Raw genomic sequence first — 22,892 nt, 5'->3', positions numbered from 1 at the left:
TTTTATTCCTCTATTTGTTTATTTCTTCTTTGATTATATACATCTCTTAAAAATGGATATAAATCTAAAGCATCTTTTTTAATACTTTCATATTGACCAAGTCTAAGTGAAGTAGAATTTATCGTATCTGTAGCGATTATTCCTACATTTTCTAAACTATTATTTGGAATTTTATATCCAATATCACTTGAACCAGTTGTGCTTAGAGGACTAATATATCCATCCGCTGCAAGCCCTACAATATCTCTAAGATTTGAAGGTCCTAAAAAAGGTAAAACAACATGAAAACCTTCTCCAACTCCATAATATCCAAGAGTTTGTCCAAAGTCTTCGTCATGTGCTTCCCAACCTAATTCAGTTTTAGCAGGGTCCATAAAACCAGCTAATCCAAAAGTAGTGTTAATTAAAAATCTTCCTAACTCTTCAACTGAGTTTTCAAATTTTAATTGTAATAAATTGTTTATAAATCTTAAAGGAAATAGCAGATTTGAAAAAAAGTTAGAAATTCCAACTCTAAGGGTTTGTGGAAATACATAAGTATATCCAGTTGCAACAGGACTTAAAGCATAAGTATAAATACCATCATTAAAAGATGTCATTACTCTATTATAACCACTTAAAGGGTCAAATACTTCTACTTGTGTATTTGCAAACTCATCTGCAAATTCATCTTCAAAATCATCATATTCAACTGTTTGTGATTTATTAGTTTGTGAGGAAATTTTTATTTTCTCATCAATTTTATTTTTTGCATTTGATGCTTCTTTTACTGCGCAGGCATTAAAAATGAAAGCTGTTAAAATAAGTAAAATAATATTTTTCAAACTTTTCCTTTGTGCTATTTTTTTGTATTATATAGAAAAAATGTGTAGATAATGTTTAAGTAAGTTTTTTATTGCTTTTTTAAGCTATTTAAAACCTCTATTGCATTTAATGGATCTACCTGTATACCGTTGATTCTAAAAGAAAAGTGTAAATGTGGACCAGTTACTCTTCCTGTACTTCCACTAAGACCTAGTATTTCACCTTTTTTGATAAAATCTCCAACTTTATAATTCATAACACTTAAGTGAAAATAACAAGAATAAACTCCAAAACCATGATCTATTACAATAGAATTACCTGAATAGAATCTATTTTGTGCAATTTTTACAATACCTGAATTTGAAGCAATAATTGGTGTACCATTTTTTGCTCTAAAATCTGTACCACTGTGATAGGATTTAAGCATTCCATTATAGACTCGTTTTGTTCCAAAATTACTGGTGATTTTAGAATTTAATGGATAAATGAACTCTTCATCCCATAAGATTTTATTTGTTTTACTTTTATATATTTTTATAGCTTCTGCATACTCTTTTTTAGTTCTGGCAACTCTTGATGGATTTGGTTTTAGTTTCTTTTTTGAAACATTTATTACTTCACTTTTATATTTTCCATCAACAACTTTTAGATTTAAACCTTTAAAAACTTTTTTATTGTTTTCAAGATAAGAGATAATAACTCTATAATTGTTTTTCTTCTGATAGTATGAAATTGGCAATAATGCAGAGTATGTATTTTTTTTAAACTTATTTTTAAAAAAATCTATATTTTGTGTATGAAACGTCAATTTTACATTTGATATATTTTCTTTTTGTATTTCCAACAGAACTGTGTTGGCATTTTTTACAACATTTTGGCTTATTGTTAAGGCAAATAAATTGCAAAATAGGATTACTTGGATTATTAATATTTTTTTCATAAATAAATAATATCTAAAAATATTTAAGTAATAGTTTTATTAACTTATTTATCTATTATTACAAACTTGGTATAATCAGCGAAAATTAGAAAAACAAACTATTGGAGTTATAATGGGTAGAGCCTTTGAATATAGAAAAGCGTCAAAATTAAAAAGATGGGGAGCAATGTCTAGATTGTTTCCAAAATTAGCAAAAGCTATTGAAATGGCAGCAAAAGCTGGGGTTCCTGATCCTGAAATGAACTCAGCACTTAGAACAGCTATTTTAAATGCAAAAGCTGAAAATATGCCAAAAACAAATATTGAAGCTGCTATTAAAAGAGCAAGTGGAAAAGATTCTGCTAACTATACAGATGTAAACTTTGAAGGGAAAGGGCCTCATGGTTCTTTAATCTTTGTAGAAACTGCAACTGATAATAATACAAGAACTGTTGCGAATGTTAAAATGTATTTTAATAAAAATGGTGGTTCAATGGCACCAACTGGTTCTTTAGAATTTATGTTTGATAGAAAAGCATTATTTGAATTTAATAAAACTGAAGATATGGATATTGAAGAATTAGAATTAGAACTAATTGATGCAGGATTAGAAGAAATTGAAGAAGAAGACGGTATTGTTTTAGTAACTGCTGATTACACTGATTTTGGTACATTAAATACTGCATTTGAAGAAATGGGAATTGAACTTACTAAAGCAAAATTAGAAAGAATTTCAAATAATCCACAAACATTTACAGAAGAACAAGAAGAAGAGATTGGAAAGTTATTAGAAAAACTTGAAGATGATGATGATGTTCAAGCTGTTTATACAAATATGGCATAAACAACACTAGAAGAAATCAATTTAATTGATTTCTTCTGAACTTCTTTCAAACTCTTCTAAAATATTTAGATTAAACTCTTTTACAATATTATTTAACTTAAAACCATCTATTACCCATAAAATAAAAAGACCTATTAAAATCAAATAACCTATAAGAATAAAAGTAGTAATTAGTCCAATAAATCCTACAAGTATATATATCCACCAACGCTTTTGTTTTGTATATAGTCTATGCATTCCAAAGATACCTAAAAACCACCATAGAAGATAAGCTAATACAACACTTAGTTGTTGTGTTTTTGCTTTTTCTAAATCAATATTATTCATTTTTATTTTCTTTTTAATTTAGCAATTGTATTTTTTATATCTTGAATTCTTGTATTCGAACTTGGATGTGTTGAAAAGAATTCATTTTGAGTTTTTTTACCAGCACTCATATTTTGCCAAAAGTTTAAAGCTTCATAAGGATTGTAGCCTGCTTTAACCATTAAATAAATACCAATTTCATCAGCTTCACTTTCTTGTAATCTACCATAAGGAAGCATTACTCCTAATTGCGAACCAAGACCATAAGCTTGATTAAATGCATTTGTATAGCCAGGTGCAGTTGCTGCTAATACTACATTTCCAATAAGTTGTATTCCTTGTTGTACTTTTGCTGAACTCATTCTCTCAGCTCCATGACGAGCAAGAGCATGTGCAACTTCATGAGACATAACAGTTGCTAACTGATCGTCATTTTTAGCAGCTTTTAAAATACCTGTATAAACTACAACTTTTCCACCAGGCAAACAAAACGCATTCATTGCGTCATTTTGAACTAGATTAAATTCCCATTTAAAATCAGGTCTATTTGCAGCAGCTGCAATTTTTGCACCAATTGCTTTTACTCTTCTTGCATCATAAGTATTGTTAATTACTTTTGCTTTTGATAAAGCTTGCTTATAGGATGTTTCTCCTAGAGCTAATTCTTCTTTAGGTGACATAAAAATCATTTGCGATCTATTAGTATAGGGTGTTTTATGTGTACAACCTATGATTATTAATACAGTGATACCTACAAAAATGAAATTTCTTAATAGTTTCATAGTTCTTCCTTTTTATGTTTTACTTGTATCTTTTATTATATCTAAAGAAAATTATCTTAAACTGTAATCTAATAATCATATAATTTATTTTAAACTTTTAGAAAAATCTATTGATAATAATAAATATTGTATTATTACAAAAATTATTATAAAGAATAAATATGAAATGTCCTCATTGTCAAACTAGTGTTGAATTAGATTCAAAAATGTATTTTAAAAGCCTTACTGGAAAATATACTTGTCCTAGTTGTTCTAATAAATTTAAATTAGATAGAAGTATCAAATATTATGGTTGGATTGCAATTGCAATTTTTATAGCTTTAATCGATTCTTATTTTGTAATGAAGTTTGCACAAACTACAACTTTTTCAAGCGTGATATTTGCTTCTTGGTTAGTGGTACTGTTTTTTGCATATTGTTATATAGATAGAAGATTAGAAAATAACATGCCTACAAAAAAGATTAATTAGTGCAAGCAAAAAAGGGTAATATTTATGGTGTTATAACCATTTTACTATACTCTTCACTAGCACTTTTTTCAATATTTACTAGTAATATTCCTGCTTTTGAATTAACATCATTATCTTTTTTTGTAGCTTCTTTTGTAGGATTGGCTTTTTTAAAAAAACAAAAGGTTCACATATCTAAGCTTTTTAAAATTCCTGTAAAAGTCTGGTTTATTGGAATAAGTGGTTTATTTGGTTATCACTTTTTTTACTTCTTGGCTATTAAAAATGCTCCTGCTGTTGAAGCAAATCTAATAAATTATTTATGGCCATTGTTAATAGTAGTATTTTCATCTTTTTTACCAAATGAAAGATTAAAATGGTTTCATATCTTAGGAACAATTCTTGGATTATTTGGAGCTTTTCTTTTAGTTTCAAAAGGTGGAAGTTTTTCTTTTGAAGCACAATATATTTCAGGATACATATTTGCAATAATTGCAGCTTTAATATGGTCATCATATTCTGTGATTTCAAGAACATTATCTTATATTCCTACCTATGCAGTTACGGGCTTTTGTATGGCTACTGCTATATTATCAGGTATTTGTCATTTTATATTTGAAACTACTGTTATTCCAAATGCTACAGAATTATTTGGAATATTAATGCTTGGACTTGGACCTGTTGGAGGGGCGTTTTATTTATGGGATTATGCAGTTAAAAATGCAGATATAAAACTACTTGGTTCAATTTCATATTTTACACCATTACTTTCTACGCTATTACTTGTACTTTTAGGATATGCCGAATTTACTACGGCTATTACATTAGCTTGTATTTTTATTATTTTAGGTTCATTTGTAAGTTCAGCGCAGTATTTAAAATCAATAAAAAACTTCTTTTTTAAGAAATAAGGAAAACAAAATGCAGAATAAAATGCAAGACATAATCAACATTAGTGAGATAAATGATCCCCAAATAAAAGAGTTTATAAGTTTACGAAAATCACAAGTTGAAGAAAATCAAGTAGTAGTAGAGAGTAAAAATGTTTTCAAAAAACTTTTTTCAACAAATATAAAAATACATAAAGTTTTTACAACTATTGAGCATCTTGATTTTTTAAAAGAAAACTGTTCAGACATAGATTTTCCAATATACACTGCAAGTAATGAACTAATGAAAGATATAGTAGGGCACAAAATACATCAAGGTATGTTAGCACTTATAGATAAACCTAAATATATTACTTTTGATGAAATACAAGGTAATGTTGTAGTATTAAATGGACTTACATCTCCTGAGAATGTAGGCTCAATTGTTCGCTCTTGTGCAGCTTTTAATATCACTACTTTAATTATAGATGAAAATACATGTTCACCATTTATTAGAAGATGTATTAGAGTTTCTACTGGAAATTTATTTAATATAAAAGTATATAAAACAAGTACTTTAAAAGATGATTTAATAAAACTACAATCTTTAGACTACAAAGTATTAACAACTGCAAATCATGAAACAGCAGTAAGCTTGCATGAATTTACTTTCCAAAAAAAATCAGCAGTAGTAATAGGAAGTGAAGGTTTTGGAGCACAAGAAGATATTATTGATTTATCAGATAATATTCTTAGAATTGATATAAGTGAAGAAGTTACAAGTTTAAATGCTGCTATTGCTGCATCTATTGTGTTTTTTCAGATGGGTAAATAAAGATTAAAGATTTAAGTCCTAGGACTTAAATCTGATAGTCGTTGTTGTTATCTTTCCAATCAAAGATAAAACACATAGGTAGTTTATTTTTCTTATTTAGAAGTAGTGCTGTTATGATTCCTGAAACCATAATAGAAACGATTGCTAAAAAAGATGCAAAAGCAAGTGTTGAAAGTCCAGTTAATCCTTGTCCAACTGTACAACCAATTGATAAAACACCACCTGTTCCCATAAGTGCTCCACCAATCATATTATATTTTGTTCTATTAATATTTTGTGCTGCTGTACAACCAAAGCTATATTTTTTATTAATAAATGACATTACAAATGTTCCAAATAAAACACCAATTACAATTGATATTGCAAATGATAATTCATTTACTTGATAAAACATAAATAGTTCTAAAGATTTTGCAGTTGGATAAACAAAAGTAATACCTGTTAAGTCAATCACTCTTTCCATACTTTCAGCACCTACAACACCAGTTATATACCAAGCAATTGAGATTAAAATCCCAATAACAACTCCATCCCATAATGTTAATATTCTTTTAACTTTTTTAACTAAAAATAATAGTAAGGCTACTAAAATAGCAAGTACTACAAAAATATTCATTTGTACATTTTCAATATATGATGAAAGATGTATTAAAGTTTCATTATTGATAATTGGATTTAAAACACCATGAAGAATACCTTTAGTTGTAGCATAAGCAAAGATACCAATAAAGATAATTGTGATTAAAGAGTTTGAATCACCTTGTGCAAATTTAATTAATTGTCTATTTCCACAACCGTCAGCTAACATCATTCCAATACCAAATAAAGCTCCACCAAAAATGATAATAAAGTAATTGATATCTTCTTTAAAGAACACAGTTTCAGTTAAGTCAATTTCAAAATAACTAGATAGTAAAGATGTGGCAATAATTGCAACAATCATTGCCATTACTACAGAAGAACCTCTTCTTGTTGATTTTGTAAGAATAAAATCTTTTACAGAACCACTAAAACAAAACTGCTGTTTTTGAGCCACCATTCCAAAAACTGTTCCAAGAAGTAAAGCTAGGATATTTACTGTTTCAAATATTTCTAAATCAAACATACTATTTATCTAATCTCATTTCTTCTAAAACTTCTAATATTTCAATTGCATCTTCATCTTTTAAGTTATTATTTTCAATATCTAAGATCACTTCATCAAAGTATAATTTGATATCTTCCATATATTTTAATTCGTCTTTATCTTCTTTAGTAGATTTTTTACCTTCAACTATGTCAAGAAGTTCATCAATATTTTCTTCTACTTCAGGTAGTACATCTTCTTTTAATAGTTTTTCTAATTCTTGAATTTTACTCATTCTTGTTCCTATGTTAGTCTAATTTTTGAGATTATATCAAAATAAGTTCTATAGTAAAGAATAAATGTAAAAAAATAGGCAGTAATATATTCTGAGTGAGTAAGAAAGAAGTGTTTAAAAAAGTAAGTGCTTAGTAAATAAAAAGGGATTAACCTTTTTATTTATAACAATGTTCGGCTTTCATTTGACCAAATTTGTTTTTAGTTCCAGCTTTATATTTTTTTGAAGAATAACCAGTTGTTACAGGATTACACGTATCAATCCAAGAATAAATATCAAATATTTTAACTGTTTTAAATCCCATTAATTTAAAAGTTTCTGCCTCAATAGAAGCTCTTTTTGCTGTGTTACAAACAACAATAAGGTTTTGTTTTACAAAATTATCATCATCATCTAATGCAAAGTTCGCAAGAGCTTTTTCAGGTGCTTGTCTTCCAACTCTAACACTTCCTTTTATTCTTGCCGAAGCCCATTCTAGTTGAGTTCTAACATCTGCTACAATCCAATCTTTTGAATCAAGAGCTTTTTTTACGTCCTCAATACTTGCATAATTTCCAGCTTTTTTATTTTCTTTTATAAGCTTTGATGCTATCTCATTATATCCAACAAATTCATTAGCTATTAATGATGTAGTAACAAGAGTAGTAGCTAATAGTAAATTCTTTAGTTTCATACTTAATCCTTAAAATCTCTTTTTAGCATTATATAAAATAAAAATTAATTTATAATAAAAAATTATAATAATATTATAATTATTACTAATAAATTACTTTTACTCTTTGAAAATAATTTAAGAATATCTTGTAAATTTTGTATTGACTTTGATAATACTTATTGATAATATACTTAAAAAGGAAAGAAAAATGAAGAAATTTTTTAAAATGGTTTTAATCATGTTATTTATATCTTTTACAAGTGTAAATGCCCAAGATGAAAGCGAAGAAAAAATACATAAAGTAGTAATCCAAGTTAGCACAGATGATTTAAGAACTCAAAACATCGCACTAAATAATGCAGTAAATTTACAAAAATTATATGGACTAGATAATGTTGAAATAGAGATTGTAGCTTATGGTCCTGGATTAACTTTACTAACAACAAAAGGTATACATAATAAAAGAGTTGAAAGCCTAGCTTTACAAAATATAGAGTTTTCTGCATGTTCTAATACTATTAAGAATATTGAAAGAAAATTTGGTACAAAAATTGTTTTACTTGATGGAGTACAAACAGTAACAGCAGGAGTTGCAAGAATTATAGAATTACAAGAAGAAGGTTATTCTTATATTAGACCATAAACTTAAATTACTAAGTAGATATATTTATACTACTTAGTAATCACATAAAACCCAGTATAAACTACACAAGTTTCATTATTCTCAATAATTTGAGATTCAATTTTAATTGAAGCACTACCTTTTTGATGTATTTTTTCTTTTACTATTAAAATATCTTCTAAGCTTGGCTTTTTCGTATGACATACAATATCTTTTGTTACAGGTTTAAAAAAAGAAGTTTCATTTTTAATAACTACAATATTTGTACTATTAATTTCTAATTCTTTTGAAATCAACCAACACATACTCCATGCTGATATAGTTGTTAGTGTACTTAAGCTTCCACCAAAAGCAGTACCTTTATCATTTATATTTATCTCTAAAGGTATATTTGAAACTAATTCTTCTTTATTATATTTATTAATATTTACTTGCATTAGTTTTGTTAGTGGTATTTCATTATGTAATTTTTCTTGTAATTCTTGAATCAAAATAATCCTTTTTAAATATTTAATAACAAATTATATTAATAAATACTTTAAATTATAGCTCAGCCAAAAGAACAAAAATTGTACACTAATTATAAGAGTTACAAAATATAAACTATTAAAAATAAAAGTGTGTATAAAAGTAGCTATTTTTAATTGGATATAATAATCTTAGAAGGTACTATAAAATAGGACTTGGTATTAGTTTTGTATTTTTACTTTTTAAGTGAATGTAACTTTTATTTACAAAATAAAGAACTTGTACACACGTTTACAATAATTGTACATCTCTTTTTCTACCTTTATGATATAATTTGAACAATAAAATTAAATAAATAGGAGACAATATATGAGTTTATTAGTAGATTATAAAGCACATGCACAAGAAAGAGCAAATGAAGGTGGATTACCTCCATTAGCATTAACTCCTGAGCAAGTTGCAGAATTAGTAGAATTATTAAAAGCTGATACAGTTGCTGAATCTGAGTACGTATTAGATTTATTCAACAATAAAATTAACCCAGGTGTTGATGATGCTGCTTACGTTAAAGCTGCATTTTTAAATGACGTGGTTCAAGGTAACGTTACATGTTCAGTGATTTCAAAATCTGAAGCTGTAAGAATCTTAGGAACAATGATGGGTGGATTCAATGTTACTCCATTAATCGAAGCACTTAAAATTGACGAAGTAGCTGCTGATGCTGCAGAACAATTAAAAAACACTATCTTAGTATATGATGCATTTAATGACGTTAAAGATTTAATGGATGCTGGAAATGCAAAAGCTAAAGAAGTTATTGAATCTTGGGCAAATGCTGAGTGGTTCACTAATAAACCTGCATTAGAAGAAGAAATTACTTTAACAGTATATAAAATTCCTGGTGAAACAAATACAGATGATTTATCTCCTGCAACTGTTGCATTTACTAGATCAGATATTCCATTACATGCTACTGCAATGTTACAATCAAGAATGGAAGATCCATTAAACAAAATGATTGAACTTAAAGAAAAAGGTCATCCTTTAGCATACGTTGGTGATGTTGTTGGTACTGGTTCATCTAGAAAATCTGGAATTAACTCAGTTCAATGGCACATGGGTAGAGATATTCCAGGTGTTCCTAATAAAAGAACTGGTGGTGTTGTAATTGGTTCTATTATTGCTCCAATTTTCTTCAATACTGCAGAAGATTCTGGATGTTTACCAATTGAAGCTCCGGTTGATGCTTTAGAAACTGGTGATGTTATTACTGTTAAACCATATGCTGGTGTAATTGAAAAAGATGGTTCAGTTGTTTCTGAATTTGATTTAGCTCCAAACACATTAACTGATGAAATGAGAGCAGGTGGAAGAATTCCATTAATTATTGGTAAAGGTCTTACTGTTAAAGCTAGAGAAACTTTAGGATTAGATGCAACTTCTGCATTTGTTGCTCCTACACAACCTGCTGATAATGGTAAAGGATTTACTCAAGCACAAAAAATGGTAGGAAGAGCTTGTGGTATTGAAGGTGTTAAACCTGGTATGTACGTTGAGCCAATTGCTACAACTGTTGGATCTCAAGATACAACTGGACCAATGACTAGAGATGAGATTAAAGAACTTGCTGCACTTAGCTTTGGTGCTGATATGGTTATGCAATCATTCTGTCATACTGCTGCTTATCCAAAACCAGCAGATATTAAATTAAGACACACTTTACCAGAATTTATTTCTTCAAGAGGTGGAGTTACATTAAGACCAGGTGATGGTGTTATTCACTCATGGTTAAATAGATTATGTTTACCAGATACAGTAGGTACTGGTGGAGATTCTCATACTAGATTCCCAATTGGTATTTCATTCCCAGCTGGTTCTGGACTAATCGCATTTGCTGGTGTTACTGGTTCTATGCCTTTAACTATGCCTGAATCTGTACTTGTTAAATTCAAAGGTGAAATGCAACCAGGAATTACTTTAAGAGATTTAGTAAATGCTATTCCTTACCAAGCTATTCAAGATGGTTTATTAACTGTTGAGAAAAAAGGTAAAAAGAATGTATTCGCTGGAACAATTATTGAAATTGCAGGTTTACCTGATTTAAAAGTTGAGCAAGCATTCGAATTATCAGATTCAGCAGCAGAAAGATCAGCAGCAGCTTGTTCTGTTCAATTAGATAAAGAACCAATCATTGAGTACTTATCTTCAAATATCGCTTTAATTGAAAAGATGATTGAAGAAGGTTATGAAGATGCTAGAACTTTACAAAGAAGAGCTGATAAAATGAGAGAATGGATTGCTAATCCAGAGTTATTAACTCCAGATGCAGATGCAGAATATGCAGAAGTAATTGAAATTGATTTAAATACAATTACTGAACCAATCTTAGCTTGTCCAAATGATCCAGATGATGTTGATACATTAACTAACATTTTAGCTGACGATAAAAGAATCAAAAATATTGACGAAGTATTCGTAGGTTCTTGTATGACTAATATCGGATTATTCAGAGCACTTGGTGAAGTACTTAAAGGTGAGGGTGAAGTTCCAACTAAACTATGGGTTGCACCACCAACAAAAATGGATAAAGAACAATTAACTGAAGAAGGGTACTACTCAATCTTTGCAGCTGCGGGTGCTAGACTTGAAATTCCTGGATGTTCTTTATGTATGGGTAACCAAGCAGCAGTTTCTGAAGGTGCAGCAGTATTCTCAACTTCAACTAGAAACTTCGATAATAGATTAGGAAAAGGTTCTCAAGTTTACTTAGGATCTGCAGAAGTTGCAGCAGTAACAGCACTTCTTGGAAGACTTCCAACTAAAGCTGAGTACATGGAAATTGTACCTAAGAAAATTACTGAAGATAACAAAGATGGTGTTTATAAATACTTAAACTTCCACCAAGTTACAGGTGATCAATTAACAAACTTAGTTCACTCTTAGGAACTAAACTCAAATCAAACTAGGACTTCCTAGTTTGATTTTTATTTAAAACCTCTTTTCTCAACAAACTAACTTTAATTTTTACTTAATAAAAATCTTTTATATTATTAAAAAAACTTACACTATAATAGAAGTTCAAAAGGATTATTATAAATGTATAAAAAAGTCTATTTAATTACACAAGAAGAAGATAAGTCAAATATAGAAGATATAGTTGCTAATATAAAAGAAAAATACAATAGTGAAATATTAGAAATTCAAGCAAATCAAATGTTTGATATTGATGATAAAAATAAAAACTCTTTATATTTATTATATTTAGATGATACAAATATAAAACAGTTTTTTAAAAAATATCTCAATAGTAATATTTCAATTGGAATACTTCCAAATGATAAATGCTCAATTGCTGTAAAAAACTATGCAATTTCAAAAGATTTAGATGAAGCAATTGAGGATGCTTTTAATATTGAGCTGTTAAGTAGTATTGATATTTTAAAATGTAATGAAGAAATTGCATTTACAAGAATTTCAATTGGTGATATGCATGGTATGAATAGACTTGACTATAATAAAAACACAAGAATAGACAAAATAAAGATTTTTTTAAAAAACTTAAAAGAAATATCTTTTAGAAGTTATACCTTAACGACATCTAAAGATCACTCAATACAAACAGCAGCATCAGGAATTACGGTACTTGAGCATACAAGTGCCATTAGTGAAGATTCTGCAATACGGGATGAATTATCCATTCATGATGGTAAATTAAATGCATATATTTTAGCTCCAACTTCATTAATCTCCTATATTTGGTATTTAATATCAATCTTTTTTTATCAAAAAATATCTTTAATCTCATTACCAAAGAGTTTAGGGTTTATTAAAACAACTAAGCTTACAGTTACTTCTGATAAAGACTTAGGATATAAAATTGATAATATGGATTTTTATGAAGCTAGAACAATTGAACTTGAAGTAGTACAAGATTGTATAAATATACATTTAGGAAGACCTTTATTAGATATTGTAAAAAAAGATGAAAAACAATTAGAAGAAAAAGATGAAATAAAAATAAACTCTCTACCAAAAGCTGAGTTAAGTAGTATTTTAATAGGTGGAAAACTGCCTTTATTTAAAAAAGCAAGTGATGATGAATTTAAGGATTTACTAATAAGTTTAAAAGATAGTGCAAGTTTTTCTTATACATATTTAACTTTAATGATTCTAAGTACTTTATTAGCTACTACAGGGCTTTTTGCTAATTCATCACCTGTGATAATTGGTGCGATGATATTAGCACCTTTAATGGCTCCTATCATCTCTTTATCAATGGGAGTTGCACGTGCTGATGAGTATTTATTAATTAAAAGTGCAAAAACATTAGTTATTGGTATTTTTATGGCTTTACTGTTTTCTAGTATTTATACTTTATTTATTCCTTTAGAACAAATAACATCAGAAATGCAAGGAAGGTTAAATCCAAACTTACTAGATTTAATGGTTGCAATATTCTCAGGAATTGCAGGAGCTTATGCTACTTCAAAAGAAGAGGTTGCTAAATCACTTGCTGGTGTTGCAATTGCAGTTGCTTTAGTTCCACCTTTAAGTGTAACAGGAATTGGTCTAGGACTTGGAAATATAGATGTTATACTTGGTTCGTTTTTACTATTTATTACAAACTTAGTAGGTATTACATTAAGTGCAACATTAACTTTTATGGTTTTAGGATATGCACCTATTAAAAGAGCAAAAAAAGGAATCTTTTATACTTCAATTTTAATGGCTTTAATTACAGTACCTTTATTTATTTCATTTATGCAAGTAGTTGAGAAGAATGATTATATGAGTAAATTAAATAGTATAAAAACACTTGAATTTAATGATAAAAAAATAGAGTTAAATATTAAAAGTCTTGAGAATAAAAGTACTGCAATTTTCTTAGATATTGAAGTAGTGTCAAGTAAACATTTAGACTTAGTAAACTACAATTTTATCAAACAAAAATTAGAAGAACAAGTAGACAAAAAAATAGTTTTAAAAATTATACCAATAATAAAAATACATTAAATCTGCAAATAGAGTAGGGGATATATGACTTTTTTGAAAGCAAGAAATATCCTCTAAAGAAGAAAACTCGAAATATCCAAAAAACCGATAAAAACTAAAAAATAAAGTTTATACAAAATGAAAGTGTTTTATATATCTATTATATATTTATAAAATGGATATTTTTATTCTATATGAACTGTATATAAGTATTTATAGAAAAAATAATTTTTTCAAAAAACACAATAATATAATAAAACTAAAACAGTAAATATTTTCACTTTAGAGTTTTACATATTGTATAAATTTAAATATATTTAAAATATATACATATAATTTCTAAAAGAAAATAAAATAACCAATATGTTAGAATGAAAAAAAACTCAAGGCGAACACTTATGATAAAAACTACTCATGAAATATCAAATGAAGATGGATATATTAAATACAATTATTTTGAAATTCATCCAGATTTAGAATCAATAATCGCTGATGATTATTATACTTATTCAACAGAAAATTTTAAAAAACAAGAATTATGTGAAGCTTTATACAAGCAAAATTTTTATGATAAATATGACAAAACACAATACAAAGAAGTGTATGAAAAATATATTGATAATGAAAGTTTTAAATCAAAAGCAATGTTTATTTATTCAATAATTGATTTAGATAAATATACAAAATTTGTAGAGCAAAATGATGAAGTTTCTAATCCAAATGAATTAACAATAAAATATGCTATTTTAGACAGTTCAGGTGTAAAAGTAGATATTTATAATATTAGTATTGTAGATATTTCTTTTGTTTTTTAAGTAAAAACAATGGAAACAATAGATTTATATTTTTTAGGACTTGGTATATTATCAGGTTCTGATGGGATTTTGGATATTTATTACCTGTAATATTAAATAGAATTCATTTAAGTTTTTATGGTCTTTATCCTGTTTTTACAATTGCTTGGATTTTACTTCTATTTTCTTCAACATTATTATTGGAAGGAAATATTTTTTTAGCAGTTTATATTGCCGGAATTGTGGCAAATACAAGAGAGTTTGTTCATAAAAAAAATTTAGTTGGTTTTAATGATGGACTATCATGAATTATGTAAATTGCAGTATTCTTAGCTCTTGGACTGTTAGTTTTTCCTTCTGAATTTCTAGATGTTGCCTTATCAGGACTTGCAATTGCTTTATTGTATTTTTTATTGTTTTATTTTCAATATTAATTCAAGGTGCAACACTTCCACTTATGGCAAAATGGTTAAAAGTGGAAACTAAAAAGAAAAAAGTTAAAACAGAAGATATTGTTGATTCTCCTCGTAATAGTGATAGAAAATATAAAAAAGTTTTAAAAACTTTTAAAACAGAAAAGATATAATTTAATACATTTTCTAAAAGGCTTATGCTATAATCGCGATTAATAAAAACAAGGTACAGTAATAATGGAAAAACCCGAAGTTAAAACACAAAAATTCATAATTAAATTTTTCCCCGAAATTATGATAAAAGGTAGTAAAGCTAAGAGACAGATGATTAATCAGCTTTACAATAATCTTAAAAAGATGCTAACAAAAATTGATGAAGATATATCAATAAAAAAATTTCATGATAAGATTGAAGTTGTATGTTTAGTAGATTTTGTAACAGAAATTAGACAAATACTATTACAAACTCCAGGTGCTCAGCTTGTATTAGAAGCATTACAGTTTGATAATATCACAACAATAGATCAAATGAAAGTTATAGTTAATGATGTAACAAAAGATCAAGTTATTGGTAAAACTTTTGTTGTTAGAGTAAAGCGTTCAGGAACTCATAGTTTTAAATCAACAGAGATCGAAAAAACTATTGGCGGATATATGTTGGCTCATAATGATACAAAAGGAGTGAGTTTAAGAGAAGCAGAAGCTACAATAAACGTAGAACTTTTTGATAATCAATTAAATATTATCACATTAAAGCATAAAGGTTTAGGTGGTTTTCCAATAGGAACTCAAGGAGATGTATTATCTTTAATGTCTGGTGGATTTGATTCTACAGTAGCTTCTTATCTTACAATGAAAAGAGGAATTAAAACTCATTTTATTTTCTTTAATCTTGGTGGTGTTGCACATGAAATTGGTGTAAAGCAAGTTGCCTTATATCTTTGGAATAAATTTGGCTCATCTCATAATATTACATTTATATCCGTTCCTTTTGATGATGTAGTTACTGAGATATTTAGATCTACATCAGATTCGTACATGGGTATTACACTTAAAAGATTAATGATTAAAGCTTCTGAAAAAATTGCAGACGATATGGGAATTGATGCCTTACTTACAGGTGAGAGTGTGGCTCAAGTATCTAGTCAAACATTAAGAAACTTAGCTTTAATTGATCAAGTTACAAACAAATTAATTTTAAGACCCTTAGCTACTATGAATAAAACTGATATTATGGATATTGCAAATGATATTGGTACTAGAAGATTTGCAGAAACAATGCCTGAATATTGTGGTGTAATTTCAAAAAATCCAAATACTCATGGTTCATTTAAAAGATTAGAAGAAGAAGCAAGAAAGTTTGATTACATAGTATTAGATAAAGCTGTAGAAAATGCAGTAAGTTTAAGAGTTCATGAAATCGAAGATGATATTTCTGATATTGGACAAATAGAAACTGTTAGTGATTTAAGTAGTGCAGAGTACACAGTTATTGATATTAGACAAAGTGATGATTGTATTGAAACTTCTGCTGAAACTATTAAAATTCCATTTTATAAATTAAAAAGTGAATTTAAAAACCTTCCACAAAATAAAGAGTATTTATTTTACTGTGATAAAGGTATTTTAAGCCAGTTACATGCTCAATATCTAAGAGATGCAGAGAACTTTACAAACATAAGAGTTTATCGACCATAAGCTCTTATATTTAATTCTTCTATTATTACAATAGGAGGATTTGGAAGTGCTGGATAAGATTTTTGTACTATATTTGTTACCCATTGTGGATATATTCTAAAGTTCAGTTTTACTTCTACATTTAAAGGAAAAGATAGATTTTTAGGGAGTTCATACTTTTCTAGTCTTCTTTCTTTTGCTTTTATTCTTGTATCTCTTAATAATATTTTATATCTCCAAAATGCTAAACCAACTTCTTTAGCATTTTCATCTGCAAATACTTTCATATAAGGTCTAGCATCTTTACCTAGATTTCCATCTTTTTTTAATTTACCACTTGAAAATATAACTTTATTTTTTGAATCTTTTACTGTAATATCTAACCATAATTCTCTAAAATCTGCAACGCCCGTTGGCAAATGATGTCCTGCACCTATATTTGTAACTCCAACTTCTAAAATAGTATCTTTAACACTAGCATCAAGCTTTGCAGCAGTTCTTAAAAGTTGAAGTGTTTGGTTTTCATGTTTTTTACTTTTTAAACCTGATAAAAAGTGATTTGAACCAGAAAAATAGTGTACTTTTACATCTTTTTTAAGAACTCCTCCTTTAGTTGATGTGCCTACAAGTGGTGTGAACTTATCATTTTCTAGGTTTGTCATATGACAGTCTATACATGATTTGTGTTTTGTTTTATCTGCAAGATTATTATAAGGCGATTCTTCCCACTCTTTAAATGTTGATACTATTTGTTTTCCTGTTGTTGGTGATGTTTCATCATGACAAGAAGCACAGTATGCACTTTTTTTATAAAGAGGTTTCATATAGCTTTCTTTATGTACATTTGGCTTTGCATTTATAAACTTTTTACCTAAATATGAGCCAAGTGTTCCTTCTTCATCTTCAAAAGGATATTTTTTTCTATTTGTTAAGTCCAATTTATAAGAAGCATTTCCTTTTGAACTTGCATCACTTATTCTATGGCAAGTAAGACAAGATACTCCTTCTTCTAGTCTTGAATTGCCATGTTGTTTATAATTATTTATTAATGTTTTAGCCCCTTTATCAAAAAGAGTATTTGCTAAAGAGTTTTCATTCATATAATGTGAAGACTTAGTCAATCCTGTTGTAATACCACTTGGATTGTGACAAGACATACACCATTGCCTAAACTCATGACCTTCAAGTTCTCCTGCTAGATTTTCCATAACCATATAGTATGGATTTGAGTCTACAAGATTTTTATGATTTGAATCTGCCCATTGATTAAATATTTCACTATGACATGATTTACATTTTGTAGAGTTTGTCCAATCCTCACTATGATACATAGTTTTACCATCTTCAAGTTCAAAAGAGACAAGTTTTGTTTTATATTCTTGTTCTAAAGAATAAGAAGGTGTTGGATTAATAAATGTAATAGATATACCTACCATAAACAATAATACAAGTTTGTTTTTCTTAGGATTTTTTGTATGATAAAATAAAAATGCAAGAAGAATAAAAGATGAATATAGGTGAATATTAAATGAGTAAATTCCTAATATATTTCCACCTGTATTTCCAATAAAGAACAAATAAAAACCACTTAAGGTAGTTAAGAGTAGAACAAAACCTAAAATCCAACCAATCTTACTATTTACTTTTTTTATTACTATATATTTGTAAGCGTGTTTATTCACAAAAGGAATAATATAAAATATTGAAAATAATATAGAAGTAAAAGCATGGATAATAGATATATCTGTTAAATATTTCCATTGGATATTAAAAATATCCATTTGTAAGACACCTGTAATAAAAATTAGAATAATTAGTATTTTGATATTAAATAGTTTCATTATTTAATTTCCTTCTTTGATTGTTTAATTACATTCCCCTCTAAGGTCTTCAAAAAAGCTACAATATCATCTATTTGTGTATTTGTAAGATTTATTCCTACTTGATGCCTTCCCATTATTTCTACTGCTTTTCTTATTTTATCAACTGAACCATTATGAAAATATGGAGACGTTTTTGTAACGTTCCTTAAAATAGGAACCCTAAAAAAGCTTGTATTTGCTCTTCCTTTATATTCTCCTTTATTTTCAAAAGGAAAAGTATTATCAATTATTTCAAAATCAGGAGCAGGACCAAGATTAGGTCTTAAATCATGAATACCAGCAAAGTTTCTTAAAGGAAACCTTTGAACACTTTGTCCTCCTACACTTCTTCCCGTATGACAACCACTACACCCAAAGTTCATAAAATTTACTAAGCCTTGTTTTGCCTGCTTATTAATTGCATTATTGTCACCTTCTAAAAACTCATCAAAACTACTTCTTGTCAAAAGTGTTTTGATATAAGCTTCTATTGCATCAATTATTTCTTCATAGTTGTAATCAAATCTTTTTTCTAGTTCTTCTGCTGATATATTTAATTTATGTGTTGATTTAATTGAGTTTATGATTTGTTCTTTTAATATTTTTACTTCGCCGCTCCATGTAAAAGTTTTTGCAAGTGATGAGTTTAAAATAGTTATAGTATTTAGATGGTGAGGATTTAAAGTATTGTTATCTCCTAGAGAGGAAGAAAATCTATCTGTACCGCTTTCGTCTTTTAAATGGCATCTTACGCAATTATTTGTATCTATTAATACTTGCTCTTCTTTTGTTATACTATTTTCTTCTTTACTAATCATATGACAAGTAGTACAAGAAGTTTTTTTATTTAGTGAAAGATTAGGATTAAAAAATAACTCTTTTCCTAAAGCTATTTTTTCTTTATTTAAAATAGTATTTTGTTCATATTTTTCTAAATACTCTTCATAAGATTTAGGAATTGATTTAAGTCCTTTTTTTATAGCTGTTTTTCTTAATGAATCGTCGTTGTATGAGGGAAAATCTCTTTGTTTAAGAAGTGAAGGAAGTGATAATAGTATTGATATTACAACAAATGCAAATAACAATATTCTCATAAATATTTTCATAAATAGTATCCAATAAATATATATTTATTAGATACTATCAAAAAGATAGGTTTTAAAAATTGTAAATTATCAATTTTTATTTAAAATAAAAATAAAAATAGATAAATACATACTCCCATTAATGAACTGATCGTAAGTCCTAGAAATATTAACTTACCTAATTTTTTATGATTTGAGCTTTTAATCTGTTCTAATTGCTTGTTTCTGTATAGTTTAATAAAGGTAATAAATAAATACACCCATGAAATTAAAGCAATAATAGCAATAATTATATGAATAATTAAAAAAGATAGCATAAAGGTATATGAAATATTACTAGCTTTTGAGTACTCTAAAAAGCCACCAGAAATTCTAAGTCCAATTTCAAAAACAATTATAATAGTAATAGTAATAGATAATAAAAAAGCTTGAGATATAAAATGCTCTTTATATTTTCTTTTAACGGCTAAATATATTGTAAAAGCCATTAATAGTGGGAATACAGCAAAATATATAGTTACAAAATCTATATAAAAAGGTGCTGCTGTTCCCAAAAAACCCTGATTAAATAGCATACAATTAATCTTTATTTTGTTTTTTAATTACATTTTCAATTATGATAAAACCAAATGGAATTAATGAATAAACAAATAATTGAAATCCTAAACCTTTGTCCCATTTACATTTAACCATTACATGAAAAAGTGCCATACAAAATAATATAAATAATACACCATGTCCCATTCCAACTATTTTTACGGGATATGGATTATCGCCTAAATACTTAATAGGCATTGCAACAAATACTAACAATAAATATGAAAGACCTTCTATTATTGAAATAAGTCTAAATCTTCCAAATGCTGTTTTTAACATTTTTATTCCTTTAAATTTTAAATTTGATTATATGTAAATATACTTAATGATTAACTAAAAACTTTATAAAAAATATGTATAATTAAAAGAAAGAGTTTAAATATATGAGTACAAATAAAATCATTTTTGCACTATTGGTGTTGTATATATTAGCAGATGTTGTTAAAACATATTTTTTTTAAAAGAAAAAAGAATTAATCTTCTTTCTTTTCTAAATCACACTTCTTTGAGATAATGCAAGCAGGGCAAAAGTTAGCTAATCCTGCAATTAAAGGAAGTACCCCTAAATAAAACCATGCATTGCCTGTAAAAAATCCTACTGCAATTAGCACAAGTCCTAAAACAATTCTAAATGGTCTACATACCATTCTCATCTTTTCAAAAAAATTCATAAGTTTTCCTTATTATTAATAGTTTAATTTTTATAATTATATCTTATGAAACTTATAAAAATTTAAAAGTTTATTTAATAGACATGAATCAAGTGTTATTTTTTCAAAAGATGATACAATAAAAATATAATTTATAAATCAAAAGTTTTAATATGAAAAAACACTTCCTCGAACAATCAATTATCTTTTTCTCAGTTAGTAAATGGCTTATTATCTCAACAATCATAGGTATAGTAATAGGTGCAATAGTTACTTTTTTTGTGACAGTCTTACAGTATTCAGAAGACTCAAGAGATTTACTAGGCTTTAAATACTACTATTTATTGCCCTTTGCTTTAATGCTTACCATATGGCTTACAAAAACTTTTGCTCCAAATGCAAAAGGTCATGGAACAGAAAAAGTAATAGAAGCAATTCATAAAAAACATGGAAAAATAGATATTTTAATAATACCTGTGAAATTAATAGCAACTGTTCTTACAATTTTTGCAGGAGGTTCAGCAGGAAAAGAAGGACCAGCTGCACAAATAGGTGCTGGTGCTGCTTCTTTAATAGCCGATATTTTTAGATTTTCAAAAGAGCATAGAAAAAAAATTGTAATTTGTGGGATAAGTGCAGGTTTTGCAGCAGTTTTTGGAACACCAATTTCAGGTGCTATTTTTGGTGTTGAAGTATTAATTGTTGGAATTATTATGTATGATGTACTACTTCCTTCTTTTATAGCGGGCTTTGCAGCTTTTTCTACGGCACAATTTCTTGGTTTAAACTATACATATTTTGATATGAGATTTTCACAAGCTATTCCACTTGAACTTACACTTATTGGTCAAGTTGTACTTGCTGGTTTATTTTTTGGAATTATTGCAGATTTCTTTATTACTTTTTTAAAAACTACAGGAAAGTCTATTCAATCATTTAAAATGAATGCTTACTTAAAAGCTTTTCTAGGCGGAACATTTTTAATTGTATTATCTTTTTTCTTTGGTGAACAGTATTTTGGCTTAGGATTAGAAACTGTAAATAGTACATTCTTTTCAGATCAGAGTGTAGTAGAAGAGATACCTTGGTATGCATTTGTTTTAAAAACTATATTTACATCAATTACTCTTGGAGTTGGTGGAAGTGGAGGAGTTTTAACACCTTTATTTTTTGTAGGTGCAACTAGTGGGAATTTATTTGGTTCTTTAATGGGTGATCATATTGCATTCTTTTCAGCTATTGGTTTTGTAAGTTTACTAGCAGGTGCTACAAATGCGCCAATAGCTGCTATTATTATGGCAGTTGAACTTTTTGGACTTGAAATTGCTCCTTATGCCGCAATTTCTGTTGTAATTACTTTTTTAATTACAGGACATAGAAGTGTTTTCCCTTCTCAAATATTAAAAATGAAAAAAAGTGAAATGCTTGATATTTCAATGGGTGAAGATATGGATCATTCTTCTGCAAATGTACGAGCTGAAGATAAACAAAAGTTCAAAGATTTAAAACAAAGATTAAGAAATAAAAGTAAAAATACAAATAAAAGGTTACCAAAATGATTAAAGAAGAACAAAATACAGCAAAAATTTTATGGACAACAGACAATAAAGATACAGCAATAAACATGATATGTTTATATGCACATAATGCAAAACTAAAAGGTTGGATACAAAATGTTCAAATACTTGTTTGGGGTGCTTCTCAAACACTAATAAGTCAAGATAAAGAATTACAAGACAAAATCCAAGAAATGATTAAAGATGGTGTTGAAGTAATAGCTTGTAAAAAGTGTGCAGAAGATTTAGGTGTTAGTGATACTTTACAAGCTTGTGATATGCAAGTATATTACACAGGTGAGTTATTAAGCTCATGGGTAAAAGAAGGTAATAGTATTATCTCTGTATAAAA

General features: G+C 27.7%; 25 protein-coding genes. 12 read left to right on the top strand and 13 right to left on the bottom strand.

Annotated features, from left to right (window positions below):
• Positions 1 to 2: 2 nt before the first annotated feature.
• Together D3Z07_RS04170 and pgp3 are read right to left on the bottom strand one after the other, a co-directional pair.
• The gene (locus D3Z07_RS04170) at positions 3 to 728 is read right to left on the bottom strand and encodes an MlaA family lipoprotein (protein WP_407641344.1); all 726 of its coding nucleotides are present in this window, start codon (positions 726 to 728) and stop codon (positions 3 to 5) included.
• 164 nt (positions 729 to 892) lie between these two features.
• Complete coding sequence (gene pgp3 / locus D3Z07_RS04165) at positions 893 to 1,744, bottom strand: peptidoglycan metallopeptidase Pgp3 (RefSeq protein WP_122893139.1); 852 nt, start codon at positions 1,742 to 1,744, stop codon at positions 893 to 895.
• Between the two features lie 112 nt (positions 1,745 to 1,856).
• On the opposite strand from pgp3, the gene D3Z07_RS04160 reads away from it, so the two are divergent.
• On the top strand, positions 1,857 to 2,567 hold the full coding sequence (locus D3Z07_RS04160) for a YebC/PmpR family DNA-binding transcriptional regulator (protein ID WP_076085810.1): 711 nt from the start codon (positions 1,857 to 1,859) through the stop codon (positions 2,565 to 2,567).
• Between the two features lie 21 nt (positions 2,568 to 2,588).
• On the opposite strand, the gene D3Z07_RS04155 is transcribed toward D3Z07_RS04160, so the two are convergent.
• The gene (locus D3Z07_RS04155) at positions 2,589 to 2,894 is read right to left on the bottom strand and encodes an NINE protein (RefSeq protein WP_122893138.1); all 306 of its coding nucleotides are present in this window, start codon (positions 2,892 to 2,894) and stop codon (positions 2,589 to 2,591) included.
• A gap of 2 nt (positions 2,895 to 2,896) precedes the next feature.
• Positions 2,897 to 3,655, bottom strand: a complete 759-nt coding sequence (locus D3Z07_RS04150; RefSeq protein ID WP_122893137.1) for a M48 family metallopeptidase — start codon at positions 3,653 to 3,655, stop codon at positions 2,897 to 2,899.
• 161 nt (positions 3,656 to 3,816) lie between these two features.
• Between D3Z07_RS04150 and D3Z07_RS04145 the strand changes: the two genes are divergently transcribed.
• From D3Z07_RS04145 to D3Z07_RS04135, 3 genes are read left to right on the top strand one after another with little or no spacing between them, the layout of a single operon-like run.
• Positions 3,817 to 4,125, top strand: coding sequence for a hypothetical protein (locus D3Z07_RS04145; protein ID WP_122893136.1), 309 nt, complete (start codon positions 3,817 to 3,819; stop codon positions 4,123 to 4,125).
• Complete coding sequence (gene yddG / locus D3Z07_RS04140) at positions 4,125 to 5,015, top strand: aromatic amino acid exporter YddG (RefSeq protein WP_122893135.1); 891 nt, start codon at positions 4,125 to 4,127, stop codon at positions 5,013 to 5,015. Before D3Z07_RS04145 ends, yddG begins: the two co-directional genes overlap by 1 nt.
• A gap of 10 nt (positions 5,016 to 5,025) precedes the next feature.
• Complete coding sequence (locus D3Z07_RS04135) at positions 5,026 to 5,808, top strand: TrmH family RNA methyltransferase (RefSeq protein WP_122893134.1); 783 nt, start codon at positions 5,026 to 5,028, stop codon at positions 5,806 to 5,808.
• Positions 5,809 to 5,833: 25 nt separating this feature from the next.
• On the opposite strand, the gene D3Z07_RS04130 is transcribed toward D3Z07_RS04135, so the two are convergent.
• The 3 genes from D3Z07_RS04130 to D3Z07_RS04120 all read right to left on the bottom strand — a co-directional run bounded on the left by D3Z07_RS04130 (position 5,834) and on the right by D3Z07_RS04120 (position 7,842).
• Positions 5,834 to 6,913, bottom strand: coding sequence for a YeeE/YedE family protein (locus tag D3Z07_RS04130; RefSeq protein WP_122893133.1), 1,080 nt, complete (start codon positions 6,911 to 6,913; stop codon positions 5,834 to 5,836).
• A gap of 1 nt (position 6,914) precedes the next feature.
• Positions 6,915 to 7,169, bottom strand: a complete 255-nt coding sequence (locus D3Z07_RS04125; protein WP_122893132.1) for a hypothetical protein — start codon at positions 7,167 to 7,169, stop codon at positions 6,915 to 6,917.
• A 157-nt stretch (positions 7,170 to 7,326) separates the two neighbouring features.
• Positions 7,327 to 7,842, bottom strand: a complete 516-nt coding sequence (locus D3Z07_RS04120; RefSeq protein ID WP_076085837.1) for a rhodanese-like domain-containing protein — start codon at positions 7,840 to 7,842, stop codon at positions 7,327 to 7,329.
• A 190-nt stretch (positions 7,843 to 8,032) separates the two neighbouring features.
• Here D3Z07_RS04120 and D3Z07_RS04115 point away from each other — a divergent pair, with 190 nt between their 5' ends.
• On the top strand, positions 8,033 to 8,467 hold the full coding sequence (locus tag D3Z07_RS04115) for a DsrE family protein (RefSeq protein WP_076085840.1): 435 nt from the start codon (positions 8,033 to 8,035) through the stop codon (positions 8,465 to 8,467).
• Between the two features lie 29 nt (positions 8,468 to 8,496).
• Here the strand turns inward: D3Z07_RS04115 and D3Z07_RS04110 are convergent, their stop codons facing one another.
• Entirely contained in the window at positions 8,497 to 8,937 is a 441-nt protein-coding gene (locus D3Z07_RS04110) for a YiiD C-terminal domain-containing protein (protein ID WP_122893131.1), read from the bottom strand.
• 346 nt (positions 8,938 to 9,283) lie between these two features.
• On the opposite strand from D3Z07_RS04110, the gene D3Z07_RS04105 reads away from it, so the two are divergent.
• The 5 genes from D3Z07_RS04105 (at position 9,284) to thiI (ending at position 16,811) form a co-directional block, all read left to right on the top strand.
• Positions 9,284 to 11,857: a bifunctional aconitate hydratase 2/2-methylisocitrate dehydratase gene (locus tag D3Z07_RS04105; protein ID WP_076085846.1), complete on the top strand. Its 2,574-nt coding sequence runs from the start codon at positions 9,284 to 9,286 to the stop codon at positions 11,855 to 11,857.
• A gap of 153 nt (positions 11,858 to 12,010) precedes the next feature.
• Positions 12,011 to 13,927: a TIGR00341 family protein gene (locus tag D3Z07_RS04100; protein ID WP_122893130.1), complete on the top strand. Its 1,917-nt coding sequence runs from the start codon at positions 12,011 to 12,013 to the stop codon at positions 13,925 to 13,927.
• Positions 13,928 to 14,304: 377 nt separating this feature from the next.
• Complete coding sequence (locus tag D3Z07_RS04095; protein WP_076085852.1) at positions 14,305 to 14,721, top strand: hypothetical protein; 417 nt, start codon at positions 14,305 to 14,307, stop codon at positions 14,719 to 14,721.
• 436 nt (positions 14,722 to 15,157) lie between these two features.
• Positions 15,158 to 15,286, top strand: a complete 129-nt coding sequence (locus D3Z07_RS14290; protein ID WP_265936465.1) for a hypothetical protein — start codon at positions 15,158 to 15,160, stop codon at positions 15,284 to 15,286.
• A 64-nt stretch (positions 15,287 to 15,350) separates the two neighbouring features.
• Complete coding sequence (thiI, locus tag D3Z07_RS04085; protein WP_076085854.1) at positions 15,351 to 16,811, top strand: tRNA uracil 4-sulfurtransferase ThiI; 1,461 nt, start codon at positions 15,351 to 15,353, stop codon at positions 16,809 to 16,811.
• Here the strand turns inward: thiI and D3Z07_RS04080 are convergent.
• The 5 genes from D3Z07_RS04080 to D3Z07_RS04060 all read right to left on the bottom strand — a co-directional run bounded on the left by D3Z07_RS04080 (position 16,799) and on the right by D3Z07_RS04060 (position 21,005).
• Entirely contained in the window at positions 16,799 to 18,631 is a 1,833-nt protein-coding gene (locus tag D3Z07_RS04080; RefSeq protein WP_076085857.1) for a multiheme c-type cytochrome, read from the bottom strand. The two genes, thiI and D3Z07_RS04080, sit on opposite strands and share 13 nt — an antisense overlap.
• Entirely contained in the window at positions 18,631 to 19,758 is a 1,128-nt protein-coding gene (locus D3Z07_RS04075) for a cytochrome-c peroxidase (protein WP_076085860.1), read from the bottom strand. Before D3Z07_RS04075 ends, D3Z07_RS04080 begins: the two co-directional genes overlap by 1 nt.
• Positions 19,759 to 19,838: 80 nt before the next feature.
• Positions 19,839 to 20,312 carry a DUF420 domain-containing protein gene (locus D3Z07_RS04070; RefSeq protein ID WP_122893129.1) on the bottom strand — a complete coding sequence of 158 codons (474 nt, stop codon included), beginning with the start codon at positions 20,310 to 20,312 and terminating at the stop codon, positions 19,839 to 19,841.
• A gap of 4 nt (positions 20,313 to 20,316) precedes the next feature.
• Complete coding sequence (locus D3Z07_RS04065) at positions 20,317 to 20,613, bottom strand: DUF3817 domain-containing protein (RefSeq protein ID WP_076085869.1); 297 nt, start codon at positions 20,611 to 20,613, stop codon at positions 20,317 to 20,319.
• A 194-nt stretch (positions 20,614 to 20,807) separates the two neighbouring features.
• Positions 20,808 to 21,005, bottom strand: a complete 198-nt coding sequence (locus tag D3Z07_RS04060; protein ID WP_076085872.1) for a YgaP family membrane protein — start codon at positions 21,003 to 21,005, stop codon at positions 20,808 to 20,810.
• A 152-nt stretch (positions 21,006 to 21,157) separates the two neighbouring features.
• On the opposite strand from D3Z07_RS04060, the gene D3Z07_RS04055 reads away from it, so the two are divergent.
• Entirely contained in the window at positions 21,158 to 22,543 is a 1,386-nt protein-coding gene (locus tag D3Z07_RS04055) for a chloride channel protein (protein ID WP_122893128.1), read from the top strand.
• Positions 22,540 to 22,890 carry a DsrE family protein gene (locus tag D3Z07_RS04050; protein WP_076085878.1) on the top strand — a complete coding sequence of 117 codons (351 nt, stop codon included), beginning with the start codon at positions 22,540 to 22,542 and terminating at the stop codon, positions 22,888 to 22,890. Before D3Z07_RS04055 ends, D3Z07_RS04050 begins: the two co-directional genes overlap by 4 nt.
• Positions 22,891 to 22,892: the final 2 nt, after the last annotated feature.

The sequence above is a fragment of the Arcobacter peruensis genome, assembly GCF_003711085.1.
In the GTDB taxonomy this organism is placed as follows: Bacteria; Campylobacterota; Campylobacteria; order Campylobacterales; family Arcobacteraceae; genus Poseidonibacter; species Poseidonibacter parvus.
This window is presented reverse-complemented; position numbering and strand designations above follow the sequence as displayed.

What these genes read in the sequence shown, in the direction of transcription:
- D3Z07_RS14290 (WP_265936465.1), top strand. Translation starts at nt 15,158, where the DNA reads ATGGCAAAATGGTTAAAAGTGGAAACTAAAAAGAAAAAAGTTAAAACA.
- D3Z07_RS04070 (WP_122893129.1), bottom strand. Translation starts at nt 20,312, where the DNA reads ATGCTATTTAATCAGGGTTTTTTGGGAACAGCAGCACCTTTTTATATA.
- D3Z07_RS04115 (WP_076085840.1), top strand. Translation starts at nt 8,033, where the DNA reads ATGAAGAAATTTTTTAAAATGGTTTTAATCATGTTATTTATATCTTTT.
- D3Z07_RS04120 (WP_076085837.1), bottom strand. Translation starts at nt 7,842, where the DNA reads ATGAAACTAAAGAATTTACTATTAGCTACTACTCTTGTTACTACATCA.
- D3Z07_RS04160 (WP_076085810.1), top strand. Translation starts at nt 1,857, where the DNA reads ATGGGTAGAGCCTTTGAATATAGAAAAGCGTCAAAATTAAAAAGATGG.
- D3Z07_RS04055 (WP_122893128.1), top strand. Translation starts at nt 21,158, where the DNA reads ATGAAAAAACACTTCCTCGAACAATCAATTATCTTTTTCTCAGTTAGT.
- D3Z07_RS04130 (WP_122893133.1), bottom strand. Translation starts at nt 6,913, where the DNA reads ATGTTTGATTTAGAAATATTTGAAACAGTAAATATCCTAGCTTTACTT.
- D3Z07_RS04150 (WP_122893137.1), bottom strand. Translation starts at nt 3,655, where the DNA reads ATGAAACTATTAAGAAATTTCATTTTTGTAGGTATCACTGTATTAATA.
- thiI (WP_076085854.1), top strand. Translation starts at nt 15,351, where the DNA reads ATGGAAAAACCCGAAGTTAAAACACAAAAATTCATAATTAAATTTTTC.
- D3Z07_RS04125 (WP_122893132.1), bottom strand. Translation starts at nt 7,169, where the DNA reads ATGAGTAAAATTCAAGAATTAGAAAAACTATTAAAAGAAGATGTACTA.
- pgp3 (WP_122893139.1), bottom strand. Translation starts at nt 1,744, where the DNA reads ATGAAAAAAATATTAATAATCCAAGTAATCCTATTTTGCAATTTATTT.
- D3Z07_RS04145 (WP_122893136.1), top strand. Translation starts at nt 3,817, where the DNA reads ATGAAATGTCCTCATTGTCAAACTAGTGTTGAATTAGATTCAAAAATG.
- D3Z07_RS04095 (WP_076085852.1), top strand. Translation starts at nt 14,305, where the DNA reads ATGATAAAAACTACTCATGAAATATCAAATGAAGATGGATATATTAAA.
- D3Z07_RS04080 (WP_076085857.1), bottom strand. Translation starts at nt 18,631, where the DNA reads ATGAAACTATTTAATATCAAAATACTAATTATTCTAATTTTTATTACA.
- D3Z07_RS04065 (WP_076085869.1), bottom strand. Translation starts at nt 20,613, where the DNA reads ATGTTAAAAACAGCATTTGGAAGATTTAGACTTATTTCAATAATAGAA.
- D3Z07_RS04105 (WP_076085846.1), top strand. Translation starts at nt 9,284, where the DNA reads ATGAGTTTATTAGTAGATTATAAAGCACATGCACAAGAAAGAGCAAAT.
- D3Z07_RS04060 (WP_076085872.1), bottom strand. Translation starts at nt 21,005, where the DNA reads ATGAATTTTTTTGAAAAGATGAGAATGGTATGTAGACCATTTAGAATT.
- D3Z07_RS04155 (WP_122893138.1), bottom strand. Translation starts at nt 2,894, where the DNA reads ATGAATAATATTGATTTAGAAAAAGCAAAAACACAACAACTAAGTGTT.
- D3Z07_RS04135 (WP_122893134.1), top strand. Translation starts at nt 5,026, where the DNA reads ATGCAGAATAAAATGCAAGACATAATCAACATTAGTGAGATAAATGAT.
- D3Z07_RS04050 (WP_076085878.1), top strand. Translation starts at nt 22,540, where the DNA reads ATGATTAAAGAAGAACAAAATACAGCAAAAATTTTATGGACAACAGAC.
- D3Z07_RS04075 (WP_076085860.1), bottom strand. Translation starts at nt 19,758, where the DNA reads ATGAAAATATTTATGAGAATATTGTTATTTGCATTTGTTGTAATATCA.
- D3Z07_RS04100 (WP_122893130.1), top strand. Translation starts at nt 12,011, where the DNA reads ATGTATAAAAAAGTCTATTTAATTACACAAGAAGAAGATAAGTCAAAT.